The sequence below is a fragment of the Sporosarcina sp. Y1009 genome, from assembly GCF_057669865.1.
On record NZ_JBYHFO010000001.1, the window covers coordinates 265748 to 286064 of the forward strand.

Below are 20317 nucleotides of genomic sequence, written 5' to 3' on the forward strand. Positions count from 1 at the left end.
GCCTCGCTTTTTCTAATTTTATTCTTCTACGAAAGGGATTGTTAGAGGGCCTAATGGTAAAACGGCAATTGACATATTTTCACCGTATTTTTTCTTTAACTCTTCGATCGTTTGTTCAATATCATGGGAGACTTTTAACATCGCTCCAGTAACCTGTTCATCTGTTAACTTGGAATACACATAAACATCTGCCCAGACTTGAATCACCGCTTGTTTTTGAACTTGCCACTGATCGAACATTTTAAACTCAGGGTCATTAATCAAATCTAGTAATTCTTGAGGTGTTTTAGCGAAATCAAATATTTTCGAATAATTCCCATGATCCGGTAATCCATCTGAACACTCGGATGCCATGATAATGGTACCGCCTTCTTTAACGATTTTATGCGCTGCACTCATGCCTTTCACTGCTTGATAAAGATTTTGGTCTAATGGATAGCCAGAATTGGATGCAATCACTACGTCAAAACGCTCTTCACAACGAAACATTGCGTGTTCTTTTGTAAATGAGCATCCCTGATCATGCGCTTCGTAAAGCTCTCCTGCAAAAACTGCCGTAATTTCCTTATCACGATTCAACGTAACATTTAACATAAAATCCGGTTTGCACATTGCATTAATCTCACGCGTCATATCTTGTAATGGATTATTGACCATGTTTCCCCATGTAGACAGTGGGTCTCCTATCATTCTGGCATTATGGAATGTCATGATTGTTTCGATTCCAGCGATACCAGGCATGATGCCTTTTGGACCACCTGAAAATCCAGCAAAGAAGTGAGGTTCAATGAAGCCAGTCACTATGCGGAAATCAGATTCAACATAATCCTTATTGAGATAGACATCGCATCCAAATGTACTTTCACCAAGATTTACAAGCGTCTCTTTGTTATGACAATCATTATTGATAATCCGAATATTATCGACTACCCAAGGTCCAAGCATTTGGATGAATTCTTCTCTTGTCTGATCTCGATGTGTACCTGTCCCATTGATGATCACAAAGCTTTCTAGTGGCACGTGATTTAGTTCTTCTATGAGTAGAGGAACCAAAATATGGTTCGGTGTTGGACGCGTAATGTCACTTATGACAATAGAAACGGTATCTGTCGATTTTACGGATTCCTTTAAAGATTTCATACCGATTGGTTGACGCAGTGCTTGACGAATAGATTCCTTTTCGTCTGCCAATTTCGGCAAGTTCTTTGGTTCAATGAGAAAGGATTGGTCGGGTAACTCTAATTCTAGCCCTTCTTTTCCATATAATAATTCTGTCTTCATCGTTAAAATCACCTTTTTCAATATTATTTACGATCATTTAACTGTTCAATGTTTCTTCTAGCGTTTCTTTAGTTTTTTTCTGTGGATCAACAATATACTCCTTCGTTCCGTCAATTCCTCTTTTCCTTTGGTATCGGTCCATCAAGATGACACCTAACGGACAAAGTAAGGTCGTCGCAATTGTTGAAATGGAAATTTGTGCAGTTGCAATCGGAACAATGTTTTGTATCATTTCAAATTCTGCAGGTGTCATCGCACCTGAAGCAACTGCTACAGACGCTGCCGCAGCAACTGCTGCTGGTGTTGCAGCGGCATTTCCAGCTGTTGAAGCTTCAGCAATTGGCGCAATATAACTCTTTTCCTTAAATAGTTTAAAGACTAGGATTCCCGCACCACCTGTTAGAACAAATGTTAAAACCGCAAGTGCTAATCCACCAGCGACGACAGTCGGATTCAGAAAACTTGCCAAGTTCATACCTGCCCCTAATGCAAAGGCAAAAAACGGTATAGTTAACGACTCCCCAGGCTTTAAAAACTCCCGTATTTGTGGATCTAAGTTTCCTAAAATCATCCCAATGCCTAATGGCAATAAAACAGCGATAAACGCAATCATCGGTAAAGCGGTTCCAAGAATCCCCAAAGACAAAAGCGTTAAGAAAGGGCCATCATTAATCGCGAGTATCGATAACCCACCGACGTCAGACCGATTACCATATTGACCTGTTAATGCAGCATACATACCACTGTTGCTGTTGGTCATTCCTGCGATGATCGCAAGTGACGAGAGACCAAGTATGCCATGCCATGGATCGAAGAAGATACCGAACGCCACACCTACGGCAAGCCCCGTCAAATATTTAGAACTTGTCAGTAGAAAACCTTTTTTCAAGGCGAGTCCACCAACTTTTAGATTCATTTGACTCCCTACACAAAATAGAAATAATGCGATAAGGACAAGCGCACTATCTTTGAATAATTCTTGTGAAAATCCGCCAATTCTTAAAAATTCATAGTAACCCGCTTCTGTTTGCGGCGCACCTAGAAATTCGAGGGCTTTCATAACGATTGGGATATGTAATTGATCTATTGTATTAAGTGTAGCACCTAATAATAGTGGAACAACCATTAACCCACCGGGAACCTTTTCAATCGTTGCTTTAATCTTCAAATCAATCTGCCTCCTTCTAGTTCATTTATGCGACCATAAAAGTATGATCGAATAATTTGTTCTGCGCTTTTTTCTAACAAACTTGCTGTCTGGCCCATAGATTCACTGAGTGTCATCGGTTTATCAATGATGCTGTGGACGCTGACTACACCGTGTTCATAAAGGACTTCAACACCCTTACCTACCGCACCCGCCAAAATAATTGAAGGTACATTTTCACTCATTGCAGCCTGAGCAACCCCAAGCGGTGTTTTCCCAGAAGCAGTTTGATAATCAACCTGCCCCTCACCTGTAATTACCAAATCCGCGTCTTTTAAATATCCGTAAAATTTAACATATTTTAAAACAACATCAACACCCCGCTCCATTTTCGCGGGAAAGAATGCTTGAAATGCGCCTCCAATGCCACCAGCAGCCCCAGCTCCCGGTAGATCATGTAAAGAGATTCCGGTTAAGGTAGCGATCTGATTTGCCCAATGAGACATGTTTTCATCGAGAACCTTCACATCATTTGCAGACGCGCCTTTTTGTGGTCCAAATATATGCGAAGCACCATTTAAGCCAATTAAAGGATTTTGTACATCCGATGCAATCAGAAATTTACTATCTTTTATTCTTAAATCAAAATTATGCGTATCAATTTTTTCAATGTCTGCTAGTTTTCCCCCGCCGTATCCAACCTCTTCTCCGACCTTATCTAACAACTTTAAACCCAACGCCTGTAGCATTCCTGCGCCGCCGTCATTTGTCGCAGAACCACCTAATGCGATAATGAACGATGAAAACCCATCATCCAGTGCTTGTTTGATTAATTGCCCAGCACCATATGTTGTTGCGTCTAACGGGGCTAGTTTCCCTTCAGGTACAAGTGCCAATCCGGAGCTACTAGCCATTTCAATGACACATGTTTCTCCATCACCTAGAATGCCATATGCGGCTTTCACCTTATTTCCCAAAGGCCCGACAACGATAACTTCTCGTATTTCTCCATTAGTCGCAGCCACCAGTGTTTCCATCGTTCCTTCGCCGCCGTCTGCTACGGGAAGTAAATGCGTTTCTGCATGAGGATAAGCTTTTTTAACCCCTTTATTTATGGCATTTGCTACTTCAACAGCATTTAAACTGCCTTTAAATGAATCTGGTGCAATAATAATCTTCATAATGTCCTCCCAGGAAAGCGCTTTCAATGTATTGATATAATCATACGAATATTGACGTAATTTGTCTATGGCTATACAATACAGAAATAGACTGTGTAATAGACTAATAATTAGTTACTTTAACCAAAAGGTAGGTAGATTACTGTGAATATGCTAACAACTAAGATTGCACATGAGATTGTACAGGAAACTTCACTGCGCCTGCAAAGAAATATAAATATTATGGATGTTGATGGAATCATTATTGCCTCTAGAGATAAATCGAGAATCGGACTCATGCATGAGGGTGCTATTGAAGTACTTCGAAGTGGCGTTACGCTCATTATCGATTCTGAGCAAGATAAAGCCTGGGAAGTTGCCCAACCTGGTGTGAATCTACCGATTGTTTTCCAAAAGGAAACAATTGGTGTGATTGGCATTACTGGTGATCCAGATGAAGTGAAAGACGTTGGAGAACTTGTGAAAATGACAACAGAACTTATGATAAAACAGGAATTTATCGCATCACAATTGGAATGGCGTCAACAAACGAAAGATATGATTGTGGGAGAATTATTAAAAGTCGACCCTGCTTATAGTCAAATTCAGCGTGGCCTAAGTTTACTCGAATTTGACATGAACCCACCTTATCTAACAATCATGATAGAAATATCCGAACGCTCGATGTCCAATCAAGCACTTATCAAAAAATTAGATCACACGATTGGCAACCAAAACGGGATTGTGAGTTTTATTAATCTACACCGGGTCCTCATTACGCTTTGTAGACTTGATAAAGACGAGGTGAATCATAGCGTAGACCGTATCTATCAAACATTGAAGAAGACGGATATTGTGTTTAAAATGGCTTATAGCCTTCCTTTCCATAAACTCGAAAAGTTCAATCAGTCTTATTTAGATTGTGATCTTACTTTACAAATTAGTGAGGATAGCCAAGAACTGGTTTCCTTTACCAATATCGAAGTCAAATCTTTAATCTATCAATTGGATGAAGTATTATCAAAGCGTTTTTCTAGTCGGATATTTAAAGATGGCCACAACGCTGTGAGAGCAAAAACACTTAATGCTTTTTTCGCCAATGGCCTGAATATCCAAAAAGCTGCTGACGCTTTATATGTGCACCGAAATACATTAATTTATCGACTCAACAAGATTACAGGCGATACAGGGTATGACCCCCGAAAGTTTAATGACGCTTTGAATTTACAGGTCGCTTTGTGGATTGCGGAAAAGACCGAGGACAAAACATAGAACAGAAGCTGTCAGAATAAATTCATTCTGACAGCTTCTGTTTTATTCTATCGATTTTTCAGTTGCCACCTGTTATCTGTGTTGATCCACAAGAATAGGATTACCATCCGGATCCTCAATTGTAAAGCTTCCTGGACCTTCACTTGTTTCATCTACTTCAGTTGTCAATTTAATGCCTTTAGCTTTTAGTTCAGCTTGAAGTTTCCGTATATCAGTAAATCCGTCAAGATTCTCTGCACTTTGATTCCAACCTGGATTGAACGTGAGCATATTCTTTTCAAACATTCCCTGAAATAGACCAATCACAGTGCTTCCGTTTTTCAGAATTAGCCACCCCTGAGAAATGTCCCCGCCCAAATCTTCAAATCCTAATTTTTCATAAAACGCCTTTGATTTTTCGATATCTTTTACACTTAGACTTACTGAAAAAGCACCTAGTTTCATAAATTCCCCTCCTATTATAGTGTAGATATTCTTGGCAACATGACGTAAAATGCCGTGTTCTCTGAGTATACCCCAAGACTACCATTTTTTTATATCCATAGTAAGTCATTAGTTTAAGGATTAAGAACTTTTTCACTAATCGACTGCCCTATTCTTCGATCAAACCCATTGTAGTAAATAGCTGCTTCTTTTAAACTCCTTTTGTATGTCGCCCCAAATTTGACATGGATTCTGGAAAGATTTCCATACTTACCGTAACAGCGTAATCTATCTGAAAACTATCAATATGGGTAATTGGGTTTAAGTAAATAGATTTCTGTGTTAACATACCAGAATACTTCTTTCACACAGGAGATGATGATTTGCTCCAAGCAACTGCAAACTTACAATTTTTCCGAAGCCTCATTTTATTGATAACAAGTTCATTAAAAGGTTTTTCACAAGTGTTATTAGTGGGAAATGCTTTTTCCGGATTTTTAATTTTAATTGGAATTTTTTTGCACTCACCTGTTCTCGGTGTGATGGCTTTTCTTAGTTCAATGGTGGGTACAATTACTGGAAAATACTGTGGTGGAGATCGAGTTTTAATCAGCAATGGGATTTATGGTTTCAATTCCGTATTATGTGGGATTGCAGCAATTCTTTTTCTCCACGGAGATAAGCGGTGGTTTATCGCACTCTTTGCTGCTGGTCTTGCTGCATTAAGTATGAAAGTGCTGACAAAAATTTTGGATAAGTGGAACATCCCTGTCATGACTTTTCCATTCGTTATCATCACATGGATAGGACTTCTGATTGCCTATCGCGTCGACAAGCTTTATATGGATCCTGACTTTGTCATAAGCTCGCCCGCAATGTGGAATTTAGCTGTCGAAGGAAGGCCGACATTAATCATTGGCATGATTAAAGGAATTGGCGAAGTGTTTGTTATCGACTCACTTTGGACTGGACTGCTCATTCTTTTAGCATTATTTTGGGTCGGATGGCGATTTGGGCTTTACGCGATTATCGGAGCTTTCGCATCCTGGTTAACCGCTTATTTTATCGGTGCTGATACACATTCGCTAAATTTAGGTTTGTATAATTATAACGCCGTATTGACAATTATTGCTGTTAGTCTCGTCTTTGACCATAAATCTAAAAAAACGCTCATTACCGGCATTATCGCCGCAATGTTAACTGTACCCGTCACTGCAGGTTTGGAATTACTCCTCGATCCACTTGGCTTACCTGCTTTAACATTCCCGTTTATTTTATGTTCATGGGTATTTATTGCATTAAGAAAGTTTTTTCCGAAAATATAATAATAATCCTAAGGGGATATCGACAAAGTATTTTATAGTCGGTGTTCCCTAATGTTTTATTTAGTGCGATAAATTAGAATATTGATCTAAAGTGATATTCCCCCTATTTAATGAGCATAAATACATTACGCGAAAAAAAAGCAGCCACTTGGAGGAAAGGTTCCAACGTGGCTGCAAACTTGTTGATAAAGACCAGCTGTTTCTCTCTCAACTACATTAAAGGACCTTGATGGTTGTTAGGATCTGATTTCTTGTCAGCAGAATCCCTTTCTTTGGAAAAGTCCGGCTCTTCTCCTAGCTCGGTATTTAAATTCGGATTTGTGAACTTCTGGCGATTTGAAGTGGGAGCCGGTTCCTCATCTGGTTTAAGTAAAACCCCTAAACTAATGAGTCCACTAATTCCAACAAGCGCATAAATCAACCTAGACATAGCTGCATCTTGACCTCCAAAAATTGATGCAACTAAATCAAAATTGAAAAACCCAATCAAGCCCCAGTTAATCGCGCCAATGATAACTAACGCCAAAGCAATCCTTCGAATTATTCCCATGCATTACCCTCCTTTGTTTAGCAATCGAATTGAAGTTGTTACAATTCGACTTATCTTTTACCAAAAATGATTTTTAATGCATCATAGAACTTTTATAAGCATTTTTTACATGGTGATACGGATGGAACTATAAAATATCAGTGAAACTTTTTTTATTCGTCCACGTATAAATAAGCAGCAACTATCTTAAATTGGGAGGAATTCGATGAATAATCACGAAATCGATTATAAAATTTACGGGGATGACATGCAGTTCGTTGAAGTAGAGCTCGATCCACAAGAAACGGTTATTGCAGAGGCAGGCGCCCTTATGATGATGGAAGACAATATTGAAATGGAAACCATATTCGGCGATGGATCCGGTTCTTCTGGAAGTGGAATCATGGGGAAACTCATGGGAGCAGGTAAACGAGTCCTCACTGGGGAAAGTCTTTTTATGACGACATTTACAAATAACGGCTCTGGAAAGAAACATGTATCCTTTGCATCGCCGTATCCAGGAAAAATCATTCCGTTGGATCTGAGTCAGTACAATGGCAAAATTATTTGTCAAAAAGACGCTTTTCTCGCAGCCGCAAAAGGCGTTTCAGTCGGTATCGAATTCCAGCGAAAAATTGGAACAGGTTTTTTCGGTGGCGAGGGTTTCATCATGCAAAAGCTCGAAGGCGATGGGATGACATTCGTCCACGCAGGTGGAACGATTATTGAGAAAAAATTACAGCCAGGTGAAACTTTACGTGTTGATACAGGATGTCTTGTGGCAATGACGCATGACATTGACTACAATATCGAAATGGTAAAAGGCGTGAAAACAGCATTATTCGGCGGCGAAGGATTATTTTTTGCTACACTTCGCGGCCCTGGAACAGTTTGGATTCAATCCTTGCCGTTTTCAAGACTTGCCAGCCGTGTATTCGCAGCAGCACCACAAACACCGGGCGGCGGTTCTCGCGATGAAGGTAGTATTGCAGGTGGATTGTTTAACATGCTTGGTGGAAAATAATTAAAACGATAAGATGCTGTCCTTACGTCTGTAAGGACAGCATCTTTTATTCGTATTTACCTCAAACTAAAAAACAAGCACGACAATAAACCAATCACCAAAATTATTCACAAATTCGACTAAAAAATTTGGACGCTTTGTGAATTATTTCACAAACTACTATTTACTATATAGAAAAGGTGTAAAATAAGAATTAAGTTAGACAGAAACAAAAGTAGAAGCAAGGATTCATTAAAAAATATAGCAAACAAAAAATTAGGAAAGGAAGAATGCAAAATGTGGGTAATTACAGTTTTCGAGAAAATGAATGTTAGATTCTTTGAATACCAGGATCAAGATGAAGCAATACTAGCCCTCCAACAATTTAATCAAAATGCTTTATTATCTTACACAAATTAATGCATTCAACACAAAAAAATTATGAGGTGATGACATGGTTGAATTAAGAAAATCTCAGTTCGGTAAAAATGTAATTATTGAGGAAAACCCATTATCAAGATGGTTATTTTCTAACACAACATCCGCTTGGATCTGGCTAGTGTTGAGACTGTACCTTGGTTATTCTTGGCTAACAGCTGGAATTGGAAAAGTTACTTCTGACGCATGGACTGGTGCTAATGCAGGTGTTGCAATTGAAGGATTTATGGGCGGTGCCCTCGCCAAGGCTGAGGCAGGCGAAGTTGCAGGTTGGTATGCATGGTTTTTAGAAAACCTTGTGATTCCGAATGCAGTTCCCTTTTCTTACATGGTCGCTTGGGGTGAAGTGTTAATAGGACTTGGCCTAATCGTTGGACTCTTAACAGGTATTGCTGCTTTCTTTGGTGCACTTATGAATATGTCATTCTTATTGGCCGGTACTGTGAGTTCGAATCCCGTTATGTTCATGATTGCCATACTCGTAATCTTAGCTTGGAAAGTTGCAGGTTGGTACGGACTCGATCGTTGGCTATTGCCTCGTTTAGGAACGCCGTGGTCTACAAAAAATAAACAGTAGTGAAGAAGGTCAAGAAATCGACATGATTTCTTGACCTTTTTATTTTGGGCATTTATTGTTTGATTCATGCTTTACGACTATGCGCTGACGACTTTTCTTCAAAAACGCTGCTTGATTAGGTACTTGGAAATATTTTCAAAAATCATTCGACAAAATCCAGTCTGCAATTCTATTCCCTCTATGCGGACTACCCATTATTCTTTCTAGTGAACAATTAAGTCTATTCGCAATTAATGACTACTAATATGAAATGAAAACTAAATTTTAATCTTTATAAGTAGGAATCGAATAATTAGGCTTTAGTCCTAGTTGTCAGAGTGTGTCGAAAACTAATGACCCAATTGTGAAATAATTGTGCTAGACTTTACTTATTAACAGGAATTAGGGCTAGTTTAAGTCTAAAACTACTTAATTGATTATTAATGAATGGAGGATGACAATGCTATCTATCCAAAACCTAAATCATTCATACGATAAAAAAGAAGAAGTTCTTAGTGATATTAATCTCCAAATTACACGAGGAGATTTCGTTGCTATTGCTGGTTCAAATGGTTCCGGAAAAACGACATTAATCAAGTTAATATGCAATCTTCTAAAATTACAAAATGGTTCTATTACATTTAAGGACACACCCCACACTTCTCTGTCTGTACAAAGCCAGATTGTTTATCTACCCAGTGATAATTATGTTCCGGAGTTTTTAACAGGAAAAGAATATATTATGTTGATGGCTAAGTTATATAAACAGAAAATAGATGTAGATAATCTAAATTTGATCTCTACCCATCTTAATATGAATAACAAGCTTACTGAGATGGTCGAATCTTACTCTCATGGCATGCAGAAGAAACTTCAGTTAATAAACGCACTGCTTATAAATCCACCAATCATGATCATAGATGAAACGCTAAACGGTATTGATATTGAAGCGAAAGAAATCATTAAAGTTTTACTAGACGCCTATGTGAACAATGGCGGTACAGTCATCATTTGTTCACATGATCTCCCCTTAATGGAGGAAATCAGTGATCGGGTCATTCTATTATACAAAGGGAAGGTCTATCTTGACGATTTAGTCGGCAATCTTCAAAAATCTCTGTCAGAACATTTTAAAGAACTGATGAATCTGGAGGAGGTGAAAAATGAGATTAACACAGGTTTCCAGTTTAATTCATTTGATTAGCCTATATTTCACAAGAAAAGTTTTTAATATTGGACCTTTAAAAAGTAAAGCTTTTAGGTTTCTACTGCTATTTGTATTAGCTGCGATCATTGGTATGTTCACTTTTCTAGTTTATTTGTTCTTTAATGATATTGGCAACACTAAATTTGAAGTTCAACTCATTCTAAAAGTATATGGCATGACAATCTCGTTTTGGACCTTAATTATTTTTTTGTTTGTCAAAATCCTTTTTATGAAATCCAATAACTTCCTGAAAATGACGACCACCCTACCCGTTTCTATGAATGAAAGAAATACTGCCTTGCTCATTTTTGAAACTTTGATTTCTATTGTAGTGATAACATTATTGTCGAGTGCTATTGTACTCGCCTTACTCTTGGTTCACGGAATGCAATTTATCTTTTTATTATTTAGTACAATTTATTTCTCCAGCATCATTACGTATTTAGGACTCCAACTGATGGACAAAATTCTCGTATTTATTCTTAACCTCTTGAATTTAAATTACTTAAAAGACATCTTTACGATTTTTCTTTTCAGTGGTTTATTTTTCATTTTATATAAAGAAGCTAATTCTGTAATAGAATCTATTGTGTCCACATATTTGGGAGAGCAAGGTCCTGAATTTCACATATTAACTTTCTGGCCTATGCTATTCGATCAATTTGGTTTCTGGGCGGTTTTAATGCTATTTCTTTTATTGTTTCTTTTACTTTGTTTGTTCATCATCAAAATTCCGGATACGGGCTATATGTCCGTACAGAATTATTTAAAAATTGAGATTTCAAAGTCGTTTAATAATCTGCTAGGCTCTTATGTTTACAGCATACTTAGAAAGAAAGATACGATAAGTTATATAGGGGTTTCCTACGTCATCTTTATCTTTTTATACATTGATCAAAAGGAAGAGTATATTTTGTATTCATTATTCCCTCTTGCATTCAATGGAATTTACCAATACGTCAATACAAACTCGGTCAGAAAACTATGGTGGAAAACAAATTATACAGTGTTAAAAGATTATTTATTACTTGTGGGTAGCCAATTTTTCTATATATTTCTCATTGCCATACCGCCTTTGGTAACGATTCTTATTTTCAATACACCTGTAGATCTACTAGCAATTCCATCTTTACTGCTTGCTGTTTTTCTATTCACCTTAATGGGTATTCTCTTTCCGCCATATGACGATAATCCGTTTTCAGTGATTACTAGTTTAATTATTATTTTCACAATCTCTATTGTTTTATTATTAGGATTAGGAATTCTTCAACTGTCAAACTTTCAAAATATCCTAATCATTTTCTTTATTTTCATTGTCATCGTCTATTTCAGCATACTGGGCTTAAATAAGATAAAGGAGGAAATTTAAAGTGAAAAAAGTAACTTCAGGATTCAATGCATTTTTAGGTGCGATCATCACCACGCTCATTATCCTTGTTTGTTCATTCCTTTATATGCTATTTAGTGGTGGTGCGGATACGGGAAAAAGAACGATTTACTTTGACACCTTATTTTTCAGTTCTACTGATCAGCCAGATGGTTCTACAACGATGAATTTTGGAGTTGAAAATTTTTATCCGGCAATTATTACTGTGGTTGTGTTTACCCTATTTTATTTGTTTGTTTTTATCATGTATAAAGCTTTAAAACAAAAACAACTTCAGCTGAAAAACAGGACTTAGCTAATTATGAAAAAAATCACAAAAAATGTTGAGGACATCACTTTCTTGAGTTTCACTATTCTATTTTTCAAGCTTAATAAGCCTTTGGTGATCATAATGTGTACAAGCCTAATTTTACCTTTGCCATTTTTCATTAAATTTGATGTTTCCCTATTATCTTTTCAACAATTTGCCTTATTTGGATCGTTGTTAGTTTCGTTCATGCTACATGAATATTTTCATACGCTATCATTTAAATTTTTCAATAAAAAGGGCCCTGTCTGTTTTGAAAGCAATTTTTTGCGCATATCTATCATTCCCCTTTTCTCTCTCAGTAACTTTCAAATAATGATAATGGCTATATTAGGACCTACTCTATGTTTTGTGATTGGTTTAGTCTTGTATGTGTCGGCAACTTCTCAACTCATGTTGGTTATCTCATATATTTTCCTTCTACATATTCTCTTTCTCATTCCCCCATTCGGAGATGGGAAGATGATTATGAAAGCTCTGCTAAGTCCCAACTTGAAAGGAGGTGAGTAATTTGACCATGTCTATCAATAATAGTTTAATTAGTCTTTGGGTTCTTGCTGAAACAATGAAAATGAACACAGTAAACTATTTTGAAAAACAATTGATTAGAAGTGATGCTTGGTTTTTAATATTTTTGGCAGTTTTATTAGGCCTAGCATTTACAATTTTTGCAGGTTTAACAATATGGTGTTTGGTCTATAAAGGCGGCAGATTTACAGGTAATTGGAAATGGTCACAGTGGGGAGTAAGTGTTCTTGCAGAGTGTAAATGATGCTTTATCTGAAGTAATCTTAAAAATTAAATCAATAATGCAAAAAGACGCCTTCCACCTAAACAGACAATCCAGAAGGCGGCTTTTCTGATTTCGAATTTTATACATAGATAGGAAGTTTAATGAGCTAGGATAACAATTCAAAAAGGATATCGACAATGCGTTGCTTAGTCGATATCCCTTTAGTCATTTGATTCACTTATTGCACAGTACTACCTGAAAAGAAGTATTGATTTCATCCTGTGAATAAATCCGGTGCTACTTTTTTCTTAATCTTCATGGCAATGTAGTAAGCTAGCAAGGAAGCTAGTAAAGATTGAACAGCTGGTAATCCCATAGGTGTTACGTATTGTGTAATATACCCTAGGATAATTCCAACAACAATCGCAATTGTAGCCATCCAGTTCCAGCCTGGTACTTCCACCCATTTTTGTTTTCGTACAAGGAAAAAGTCACTCATCATAACGCCTGCCATTGCAGGATAGAAAAGAGCTGTTAAGTATAGGAAGTCTTCAAAATAATCTAGGATACCCATAAGTGCAACGACTATTGCTAGAAGTGTACCTAGTAGCGTTAGAATGGCGCGACCTTTACTTGAGTTGACATTTAACACGTTGGATAGTGCTAGTCCCATACTGTAGTTATTAACTAATTGTGATGTCCATGTTGCCAGCCATAATATTAAGAATCCCCAAAATGGAAAACCAAGATTCATCATGACGTTTACAATGTCTGCATCTCCAACACCAACAGACATAATTGCCCCGACAATGAAGAGAGGAAACCCGATAACAACAATACCACTCGGAATGATCCAGTTGTCTCTCCAAGTTGGCTTAGCATAACGTGTATAATCCGATGCAATCACCCACTGTGAAACGTTGACACCAATGACTAGACTGATGGCAGCCATTATAGTCATCGTTGGCTCTGGATTCCAGGATGTAATTGTTTCCCACCCAGTATTTTTCAGTGCAAGGTAAATTCCTCCAATAATAAGTAAGAGACCTGAAGGGACTGCAAGGTAATCCGTCCATTTCATCGAGTTATAACCAATGATCGATGGCAGAGCAAATAATAATCCTGCAACCGTCGTAACCGCAGCCCAGCCAAACCAGTTATTTTCATAATCAATGCCGATCATTGCTGACATCGCGTTACCTGCCACTGCAGTTTGTAATGCCCACCAACCAAGTGAAACTGCAAAAATTGTCAATCCAACAATAAATCTTGCTTGGATTGTCCCAAAACTAGACTTTGCAATGACAGAAGAGGAGCGACCGGTTTTAGCGCCAATATAACCTTGTAATGTATTTCCAACCCACTGAAACCCGAAAAGGGCAATGATTAAAATCAATAGAATTTTATTTAATCCAAAACTTGCTGTAAGTGCTGCTCCAACCATTAAAACTGGAATTGTAAATTCTAACCCACCAAAAATCATTGCAGGTGTGATCCAGTGCTGTCTTTTATTTTCAGGAACTGGCGCTAAAGCTTCGTCAGTTCCTGTTAGATTGTTATTGGCATCATTGCCTTGGTTTTGCTCCATAATCTCGCTCCTTTTCATCTAAGATGTAATTTCTATTATGCTTTTACTAATGCAAAGATTAGTTCAACTGGTTCTTCTCCAATATTTTGACACCAATGTTCTTCTCCAGCTGGAATAAGGGATGCTTCACCTGCAGTTATTTCATATGGTTCTCCACCTGACACGCCTTTGAGCGTACCTTTTAGCACATAAGAATACTCCTGCTCTTCATGAAATGTTGTTCCTTCGGCTGGCAAACGCTCTCCTACCGGTATCGTAACAAATCCAAACTTTACTTCCGCATTTGGATATTTGTCGTGAAATAGATTTTGTACTATTTCTCCTGTGTTTTGTGGTGATTTTTTGATCATATCAATTTTCCTCCCTTAGAATTATCTGCCAGCCAGTTCTACATATTCAAATGTTTCAGGATTAACTTCTACTAAGAAATGCTCACGCGCTTCTTCAATCGTAAAATAATCATTTTTTACATCCATCGCAACTTGTGCGGCTGGCCGTTGTTTCGGATCACCGTAACCGCCGCCTGTTCCTGTCATCAGTTGAACGACGTCATTTGTATCAAGTCTATAGCGCGGATAAACACCATAAGGACCATCAGTTTCGCCGTCTGCTTTTACAATATAAAACTCATTCGGTGAACCGTCGCTCCCCTTTTCAAGTCCCCAAGGTAGGAATTTATTTCGCCCAAATGTGACTGTAACGGCTTGTCCATCCGATAATGCACGGTAAGAGCGAATCACCCCTTTACCGCCGATAAACTTACCAACCCCTGAACCATTTCCGTCCTGACGAAGGCTATATTCATCCAATAAAACACCGTAGCGCGTTTCTGCAACTTCAACAGGAACGTTGTAAGTTTCACCATCTGAGAAACAGAATTGACCCGATTCTCCGTCTTTCGTTGGCGATGCGCCCCATCCACCAACTGAAGGCTCAACAATTAGAAATGCATCATCGGTATCTTGATGATTCCCAGATAAAGTTACCGCACAGACTGAAAGGAAATGTCCAGCAGTTAAACGGTTCGGAACATGCGGTGCCATTGCACGCCACACAAGATCTAAACTACCTAATAATGTTTCAAAGTAATTCGATACTGGTACTGGACGTTCAGCTGACATAATCGATTTCGGATCGACGATGACCTTAAGCGGGCGGAATACACCATCATTCACATCTTGTTCAGGGTTTGTGAGCGCTAAGAATATTGCGCGAACCGCTGAAACAAGTCCAGTATAGGAACAGTTCATAGGCCCTGGTACTTGTGGTGAACTTCCTCTAAAATCACAGATAAACTCATCATCTGTAATCGTAACTTTTACTTTAATTGGGAATGGACCGTTTCCAAGACCATCCGTGTCAATAAAGTCTTCTGCATAAAAATCGCCTTTCGGTAATTTTTGTAATTCTTGTCGTGAAATTTTTTCACCGTGGTCTAATAAATAATCGATTGCAGAAAGGATTGTTTCTTTGGAATGCTTATCACAAAGCTCTTTCAAACGTCGATCTCCCGTGCGAAGTGCTGCCACTTGTGCCCACATATCACCTAGTGATAAATCCGGGAAGCGAACATTCGAACGTATAATCTCCACGATTCCTTCATTCACCTTGCCTTCGTCGTAAAGCTTTATACACGAGAACTGAAGGCCTTCTTGGAAAATATCGACGGAGTCATTTGTAAAGGATCCAGGATCTTTTCCACCTACCTCTGTCCAGTGAGCTTTATTCGCCGAGAAGGCAATTAATTCGCCGTCTTGGAAAATCGGCATAACGAGCCCCACGTCTGACAAATGGGAACCTCCACCCTGGTAAGGATCATTGATGATGATAATATCGCCTGGTTTCAATTTGTCGCCAGGGTACTTATTCAACGTCTCTTTCACCATAAACGTCAGCATGCCGATAAAACCTGTAACACCATTCCCTTGCGTCAATAAGTTCCCTTTTGCATCTGTCAGACCACTTGCATAGTCAAGAACTTCATAAATAATTGGACTCATGGATGTTCGTGCAAGCGCAACAAACATTTCATCTCCCACAGCAAGTAAAGAATCTTTCACAATTTCGAGCGTAAATGGGTCAACTTTTCTTGTTCCAGTCATATTAGTTATCCTCCTTCTCGATGATAATATTGCCGTAGTCATCCAAGTAGAGCTTTTGCTGGTTGTATATTACGGTTACTGCTGCTTTTTCCTCGACAATCGCCGGTCCATATACCACTTCATTTGTCGGTAATAGATCGCGGTCGTAAACAGGTGTAGAAACCCAACCCTCATTTTCATAATAAACATCTCGATCTTCTTTTTTCGCTTCTTCTAAAGAACCTGATCTCTCCAGTTTTGAAATGACCGGCTTCTCTACTTTTCCAAATGCTGTTACATGAATATTTACGATTTCCGTAGCTGCATCATCCAATTTGAACGTGTAATTTTTTTCGTGTAGTTTGTGGAAATCTTCTATGGCTTTCAATCTATCTTCGTCTGTCCACTTGCCGTTTGCCACAGGGACTTTAACAGTGTGCTCTTGCCCGAGGTATCGCATATCAGCGAAGCGATGGAATTCTACATTGTCTGCTTCCATTCCCTCTTCTTCAAAATGCTTAAATGCGTTACTTTCGATTTCCGTCCACTGACTGTCGATTTCATCCAATGTTAATTCATTCATTCGCTTAATATAGGTTTGGATATAGTCATGTCGGAGATCCGTCATGAGCATGCCCCATGCAGAAAATACTGGCGAAGCAACGGGTACGACAACTTTTTTAACACCGAGTTCAATCGCAAGTGCAGGTGCGTGCATTGAACCACCGCCGCCAAATGCGAGCAATGTAAAGTCTTGTGGGTTGTACCCTTTACGAATGGATATCAATTTCAATGCATTCAACATATTTGAATTGGCAATTCGAATGATTCCAAGTGCTGCTTCTTCTGCGGTTATACCAAAATGATTCCCAATCTTCGTTTCAACCGCAGCCTTAACTGCCTCTAAGTCCACATTATAATCAAAGTTCTTCGGTGAGAGTCGCCCCGTTAGTAAGTTTGCGTCAGTCGTAGTTGGCTCAGTTCCTCCTTGTCCATAAGCAACTGGTCCCGGATTCGCGCCAGCTGATTGAGGGCCAACTTTTAGTGATCCTGCTTGATCAATCCAAGCGATCGAACCGCCACCATTACCGATTTCGACGATGTCGACGACTGGTGTCTTAATCGGATAACCTGCGTGACGACTATCTTTCTCGATATAATAATCAGTTGATACTTTCACTTCACCGTTTTCGATAAGTGAACATTTCGCTGTTGTTCCGCCGATATCGAAGGCAATAATGTTTTTCTCGCCGATCATTTCTCCTAAGACGGCAGCGCCGAAAATACCAGCAACAGGACCGGATTCAACCATATTGATTGGTGCTTCTTTCGCTTTATCGAACTTGGTCGTTCCACCGTTCGATTGCATAATATAGCGTTGGTCGATGTCCACTTGTGCCTTCAGTTCTTGTTCTAATTGGTTAATATAAGTTGTTGCGGCAGGTTGAACATAAGCATTCAATACAGCTGTATTCGTCCGCTCGTATTCACGCCACTCTTGCGTAATATCACTAGAAGCAGTCACTTGGATTTCTGGCCATAATTCTCGAATCAGTTGGGCTGCCTTTTGTTCATGCGCAGGATTTACATACGAATGTAAGAATGAGACAGCAATCGCCTCTACTCCTTCTTTTTTAAAATAGGCTACTAACTCTTTTACTTCGTCCAAATCAAGTTCCTGTAAAACTTCACCTTTATAATTTACACGTTCATTTACTTCTCTACGTAAGTATCTTTCTACAAATGGTGTTGGCTTTTCATAATTGATATTAAAGAGATCAGGTCGATTACCTCTTGCGATTTCCAACACATCCCGAAAACCTTTTGTTGTAATGAGTGCTGTTTTCGCGCCTTTTCTTTCTGTTAATGCATTAATAATCACCGTTGTTCCATGTATGAACATCGATATGGGTGATTGATCCACACCGCTTTTTCGAATAACATCCAAAACACCTTTTTCAAAATTCGGTGGTGTTGTACTACTTTTAGCTATGCCAATATGGCCATTTTCATCAACGTATACTAAGTCTGTAAATGTTCCGCCAATATCTGTTGCGACTCTCATCCTATTCACACTCCTGTTTTTTAGAAAATTAATGGTGTCACGATACTAAGTACAATGCTATCCGTTGAAAGTGGATTCTCCCACTGGTGAATTAAGCTCGAAGGAAAGTGAATGGTATCCCCTTCAAACAAGTGGTATTCATCATCATTTAAATGAAAAATCACTTCACCTTGTAAAACAAAATAAAATTCTTCGCCGTTATGACTATAAGAATATTCTTCCTTCATTTTCGGTGGTAATACTACTTTCATCGGTTCAAGTTTTCGGTTGTTGAAAGTACCTGTCAGCCTTGTATACAATTGGCTACCTGAACTCGTGGTAAAACTATGATGATCCGTTGAACGTACAACATAATTTTGATGTTCATTTTCTTCTTCAAAAAAATAGTTAATATGGATTTCCAAAGCATCTGAGATTTTTTTTAGTGAAGTAATCGATAATGACGATGCACCTCGCTCAATTTGTGACAGAAAACTTAGGGATAATCCTGTTTGTTCACTTAAATCTTTTAACGTGAGATTACGATCCCGACGTAAAGCTTTAATCTTGTTATGAATCTCATCCATGACTCTGCTCCTTCAAATTGAAGTGTAAGTGTAATAATTGAGAATATAGCATAATTAATTTCCTAGCGCAAGAATTATCTGTAATTATGTTATATTGTGAATAAGTGGCTATACTGAAAATTCCACCAAGAAGTCAAGCTACATCAATAGCAATTGCAATTCATAACCCTTTAAACCTTTTTAACAAATATAAATAAGCTCCATTTTCGGACAGATAGTGGCTGTCTAAAAATGGAGCTTTTTTGATCAAAATCAGAGGAACTTGTGTGAGACTTTTTCATGACAATGCATGACTTAGGATAAAAATTCAAAAGAGTTATCGATAAAGCATAGTTTAATCGATAACCCCTTTAGTCATTATACAACCACAATGAATTTACTGACTATTCCATCACGGAGAAATCTTGCGATGTATTCAAGGCGTTCATTGCAATAGTAAATCAGGATTCTACTATCTTTTTCTTCATTATAAATAGCAACATTAAAACTATCAAAAATATTATAAAATGAATATATACAAAACTATCTATTAATATTTTAATATCTAAATGACCATTTTGTTTATATGCAAAAATAATCGTGGAAGTTGCAGCGAATAGACTATATGCTAACAAAAACCATAACATCTTTGTTTTTTTCATTATTCTCAACACCCCTAATCGGCAATCTCCGATCATCCAAATACTGCGAATACTTCTCGTTCTAATTCTGCTATCAATTCACATTCCTGTTTTCTTGGTAAAACTTTTTTTACAATGCTGCTGTAGTACCAATGTTGGTCTGCTTTGCCGCGATTAAATCGACTCCAAACACCGTCTCCATGACTCTCAATATCCGCTCGAATTGATTTGATGTTATGCAATTTATCTGCGGTGATCACTTGGATTTCCTCTAAATTCAAACTGTCTAATTGAGCAATCGTATGTTGTTTCCGCTCTAGCCATGATAGACGCTTATCTTCTTCAGATGCCGCAAGCACTAGTTCAGCGACATGACGCCCAAAGTGTTTTGCTAATTCTTCATAAGTAACAGATGTATCTTCTATCGTGTCATGTAAAATACCAGCTGCGATTACCTCATCAGAACACTGGATTCTCTGCAGGCTCATGCCTACTGCAAACGGATGTGTAATATACGGTGTGTTGTTTCCTTTTCGAAGTTGGCCTGCGTGTGCTTCTGCAGCAAAATTAATTGCTTTATCAATAATATTCATAAAATACCTGCTTTCAGTTGGCTAAATACTAAGCGT

Annotated in this window: 20 protein-coding genes; 9 read left to right on the top strand and 11 right to left on the bottom strand. The window is 38.2% G+C overall.

Annotated elements, in window-relative coordinates; genetic code table 11:
* Window positions 1-18: 18 nt before the first annotated feature.
* The 3 genes from larA to AC25Y1_RS01390 are packed head-to-tail and all read right to left on the bottom strand — an operon-like array spanning window position 19 to window position 3609.
* Entirely contained in the window at window positions 19-1281 is a 1263-nt protein-coding gene (gene larA / locus AC25Y1_RS01380; protein WP_488146140.1) for a nickel-dependent lactate racemase, read from the bottom strand.
* Window positions 1282-1318: 37 nt separating this feature from the next.
* On the bottom strand, window positions 1319-2449 hold the full coding sequence (locus AC25Y1_RS01385; protein WP_488146141.1) for a 2-keto-3-deoxygluconate permease: 1131 nt from the start codon (window positions 2447-2449) through the stop codon (window positions 1319-1321).
* Entirely contained in the window at window positions 2446-3609 is a 1164-nt protein-coding gene (locus tag AC25Y1_RS01390) for a glycerate kinase (protein ID WP_488146142.1), read from the bottom strand. The genes AC25Y1_RS01385 and AC25Y1_RS01390 overlap by 4 nt, the downstream gene beginning before the upstream one ends.
* Window positions 3610-3759: 150 nt before the next feature.
* Between AC25Y1_RS01390 and AC25Y1_RS01395 the strand changes: the two genes are divergently transcribed.
* Window positions 3760-4860 carry a CdaR family transcriptional regulator gene (locus AC25Y1_RS01395; RefSeq protein WP_488146143.1) on the top strand — a complete coding sequence of 367 codons (1101 nt, stop codon included), beginning with the start codon at window positions 3760-3762 and terminating at the stop codon, window positions 4858-4860.
* A gap of 72 nt (window positions 4861-4932) precedes the next feature.
* On the opposite strand, the gene AC25Y1_RS01400 is transcribed toward AC25Y1_RS01395, so the two are convergent.
* Complete coding sequence (locus tag AC25Y1_RS01400; protein WP_488146144.1) at window positions 4933-5304, bottom strand: VOC family protein; 372 nt, start codon at window positions 5302-5304, stop codon at window positions 4933-4935.
* 362 nt (window positions 5305-5666) lie between these two features.
* On the opposite strand from AC25Y1_RS01400, the gene AC25Y1_RS01405 reads away from it, so the two are divergent.
* The gene (locus AC25Y1_RS01405; RefSeq protein ID WP_488146145.1) at window positions 5667-6608 is read left to right on the top strand and encodes an urea transporter; all 942 of its coding nucleotides are present in this window, start codon (window positions 5667-5669) and stop codon (window positions 6606-6608) included.
* A gap of 211 nt (window positions 6609-6819) precedes the next feature.
* Here the strand turns inward: AC25Y1_RS01405 and AC25Y1_RS01410 are convergent, their stop codons facing one another.
* Window positions 6820-7158 carry a DUF378 domain-containing protein gene (locus tag AC25Y1_RS01410; protein ID WP_488146146.1) on the bottom strand — a complete coding sequence of 113 codons (339 nt, stop codon included), beginning with the start codon at window positions 7156-7158 and terminating at the stop codon, window positions 6820-6822.
* A gap of 205 nt (window positions 7159-7363) precedes the next feature.
* Here AC25Y1_RS01410 and AC25Y1_RS01415 point away from each other — a divergent pair, with 205 nt between their 5' ends.
* From AC25Y1_RS01415 to AC25Y1_RS01445, 7 genes are all read left to right on the top strand, one after another.
* Window positions 7364-8161, top strand: coding sequence for a TIGR00266 family protein (locus tag AC25Y1_RS01415; RefSeq protein ID WP_488146147.1), 798 nt, complete (start codon window positions 7364-7366; stop codon window positions 8159-8161).
* Window positions 8162-8437: 276 nt separating this feature from the next.
* Entirely contained in the window at window positions 8438-8560 is a 123-nt protein-coding gene (locus AC25Y1_RS01420) for a hypothetical protein (RefSeq protein ID WP_488146148.1), read from the top strand.
* Window positions 8561-8594: 34 nt separating this feature from the next.
* A complete protein-coding gene (locus AC25Y1_RS01425; protein ID WP_488146149.1) occupies window positions 8595-9155 on the top strand; it encodes a DoxX family protein in 561 nt (186 codons plus the stop codon).
* Window positions 9156-9594: 439 nt separating this feature from the next.
* Window positions 9595-10338, top strand: a complete 744-nt coding sequence (locus AC25Y1_RS01430) for an ABC transporter ATP-binding protein (RefSeq protein WP_488146150.1) — start codon at window positions 9595-9597, stop codon at window positions 10336-10338.
* Window positions 10298-11710, top strand: coding sequence for a hypothetical protein (locus AC25Y1_RS01435; protein WP_488146151.1), 1413 nt, complete (start codon window positions 10298-10300; stop codon window positions 11708-11710). Before AC25Y1_RS01430 ends, AC25Y1_RS01435 begins: the two co-directional genes overlap by 41 nt.
* 1 nt (window position 11711) lies before the next feature.
* The gene (locus tag AC25Y1_RS01440; RefSeq protein WP_488146152.1) at window positions 11712-12023 is read left to right on the top strand and encodes a hypothetical protein; all 312 of its coding nucleotides are present in this window, start codon (window positions 11712-11714) and stop codon (window positions 12021-12023) included.
* 529 nt (window positions 12024-12552) lie between these two features.
* Entirely contained in the window at window positions 12553-12807 is a 255-nt protein-coding gene (locus tag AC25Y1_RS01445; protein WP_488146379.1) for a hypothetical protein, read from the top strand.
* A gap of 235 nt (window positions 12808-13042) precedes the next feature.
* Here the strand turns inward: AC25Y1_RS01445 and AC25Y1_RS01450 are convergent, their stop codons facing one another.
* The 6 genes from AC25Y1_RS01450 to AC25Y1_RS01475 all read right to left on the bottom strand — a co-directional run bounded on the left by AC25Y1_RS01450 (window position 13043) and on the right by AC25Y1_RS01475 (window position 20281).
* Entirely contained in the window at window positions 13043-14356 is a 1314-nt protein-coding gene (locus AC25Y1_RS01450; protein ID WP_488146153.1) for a purine-cytosine permease family protein, read from the bottom strand.
* A gap of 35 nt (window positions 14357-14391) precedes the next feature.
* Window positions 14392-14706, bottom strand: coding sequence for a cupin domain-containing protein (locus AC25Y1_RS01455; protein WP_488146154.1), 315 nt, complete (start codon window positions 14704-14706; stop codon window positions 14392-14394).
* 21 nt (window positions 14707-14727) lie between these two features.
* Window positions 14728-16458: a hydantoinase B/oxoprolinase family protein gene (locus tag AC25Y1_RS01460; RefSeq protein WP_488146155.1), complete on the bottom strand. Its 1731-nt coding sequence runs from the start codon at window positions 16456-16458 to the stop codon at window positions 14728-14730.
* A gap of 1 nt (window position 16459) precedes the next feature.
* A complete protein-coding gene (locus AC25Y1_RS01465; protein ID WP_488146156.1) occupies window positions 16460-18502 on the bottom strand; it encodes a hydantoinase/oxoprolinase family protein in 2043 nt (680 codons plus the stop codon).
* A gap of 20 nt (window positions 18503-18522) precedes the next feature.
* Complete coding sequence (locus AC25Y1_RS01470; RefSeq protein WP_488146157.1) at window positions 18523-19068, bottom strand: helix-turn-helix domain-containing protein; 546 nt, start codon at window positions 19066-19068, stop codon at window positions 18523-18525.
* Between the two features lie 673 nt (window positions 19069-19741).
* Window positions 19742-20281 carry an HD domain-containing protein gene (locus tag AC25Y1_RS01475; RefSeq protein WP_488146158.1) on the bottom strand — a complete coding sequence of 180 codons (540 nt, stop codon included), beginning with the start codon at window positions 20279-20281 and terminating at the stop codon, window positions 19742-19744.
* Window positions 20282-20317: the final 36 nt, after the last annotated feature.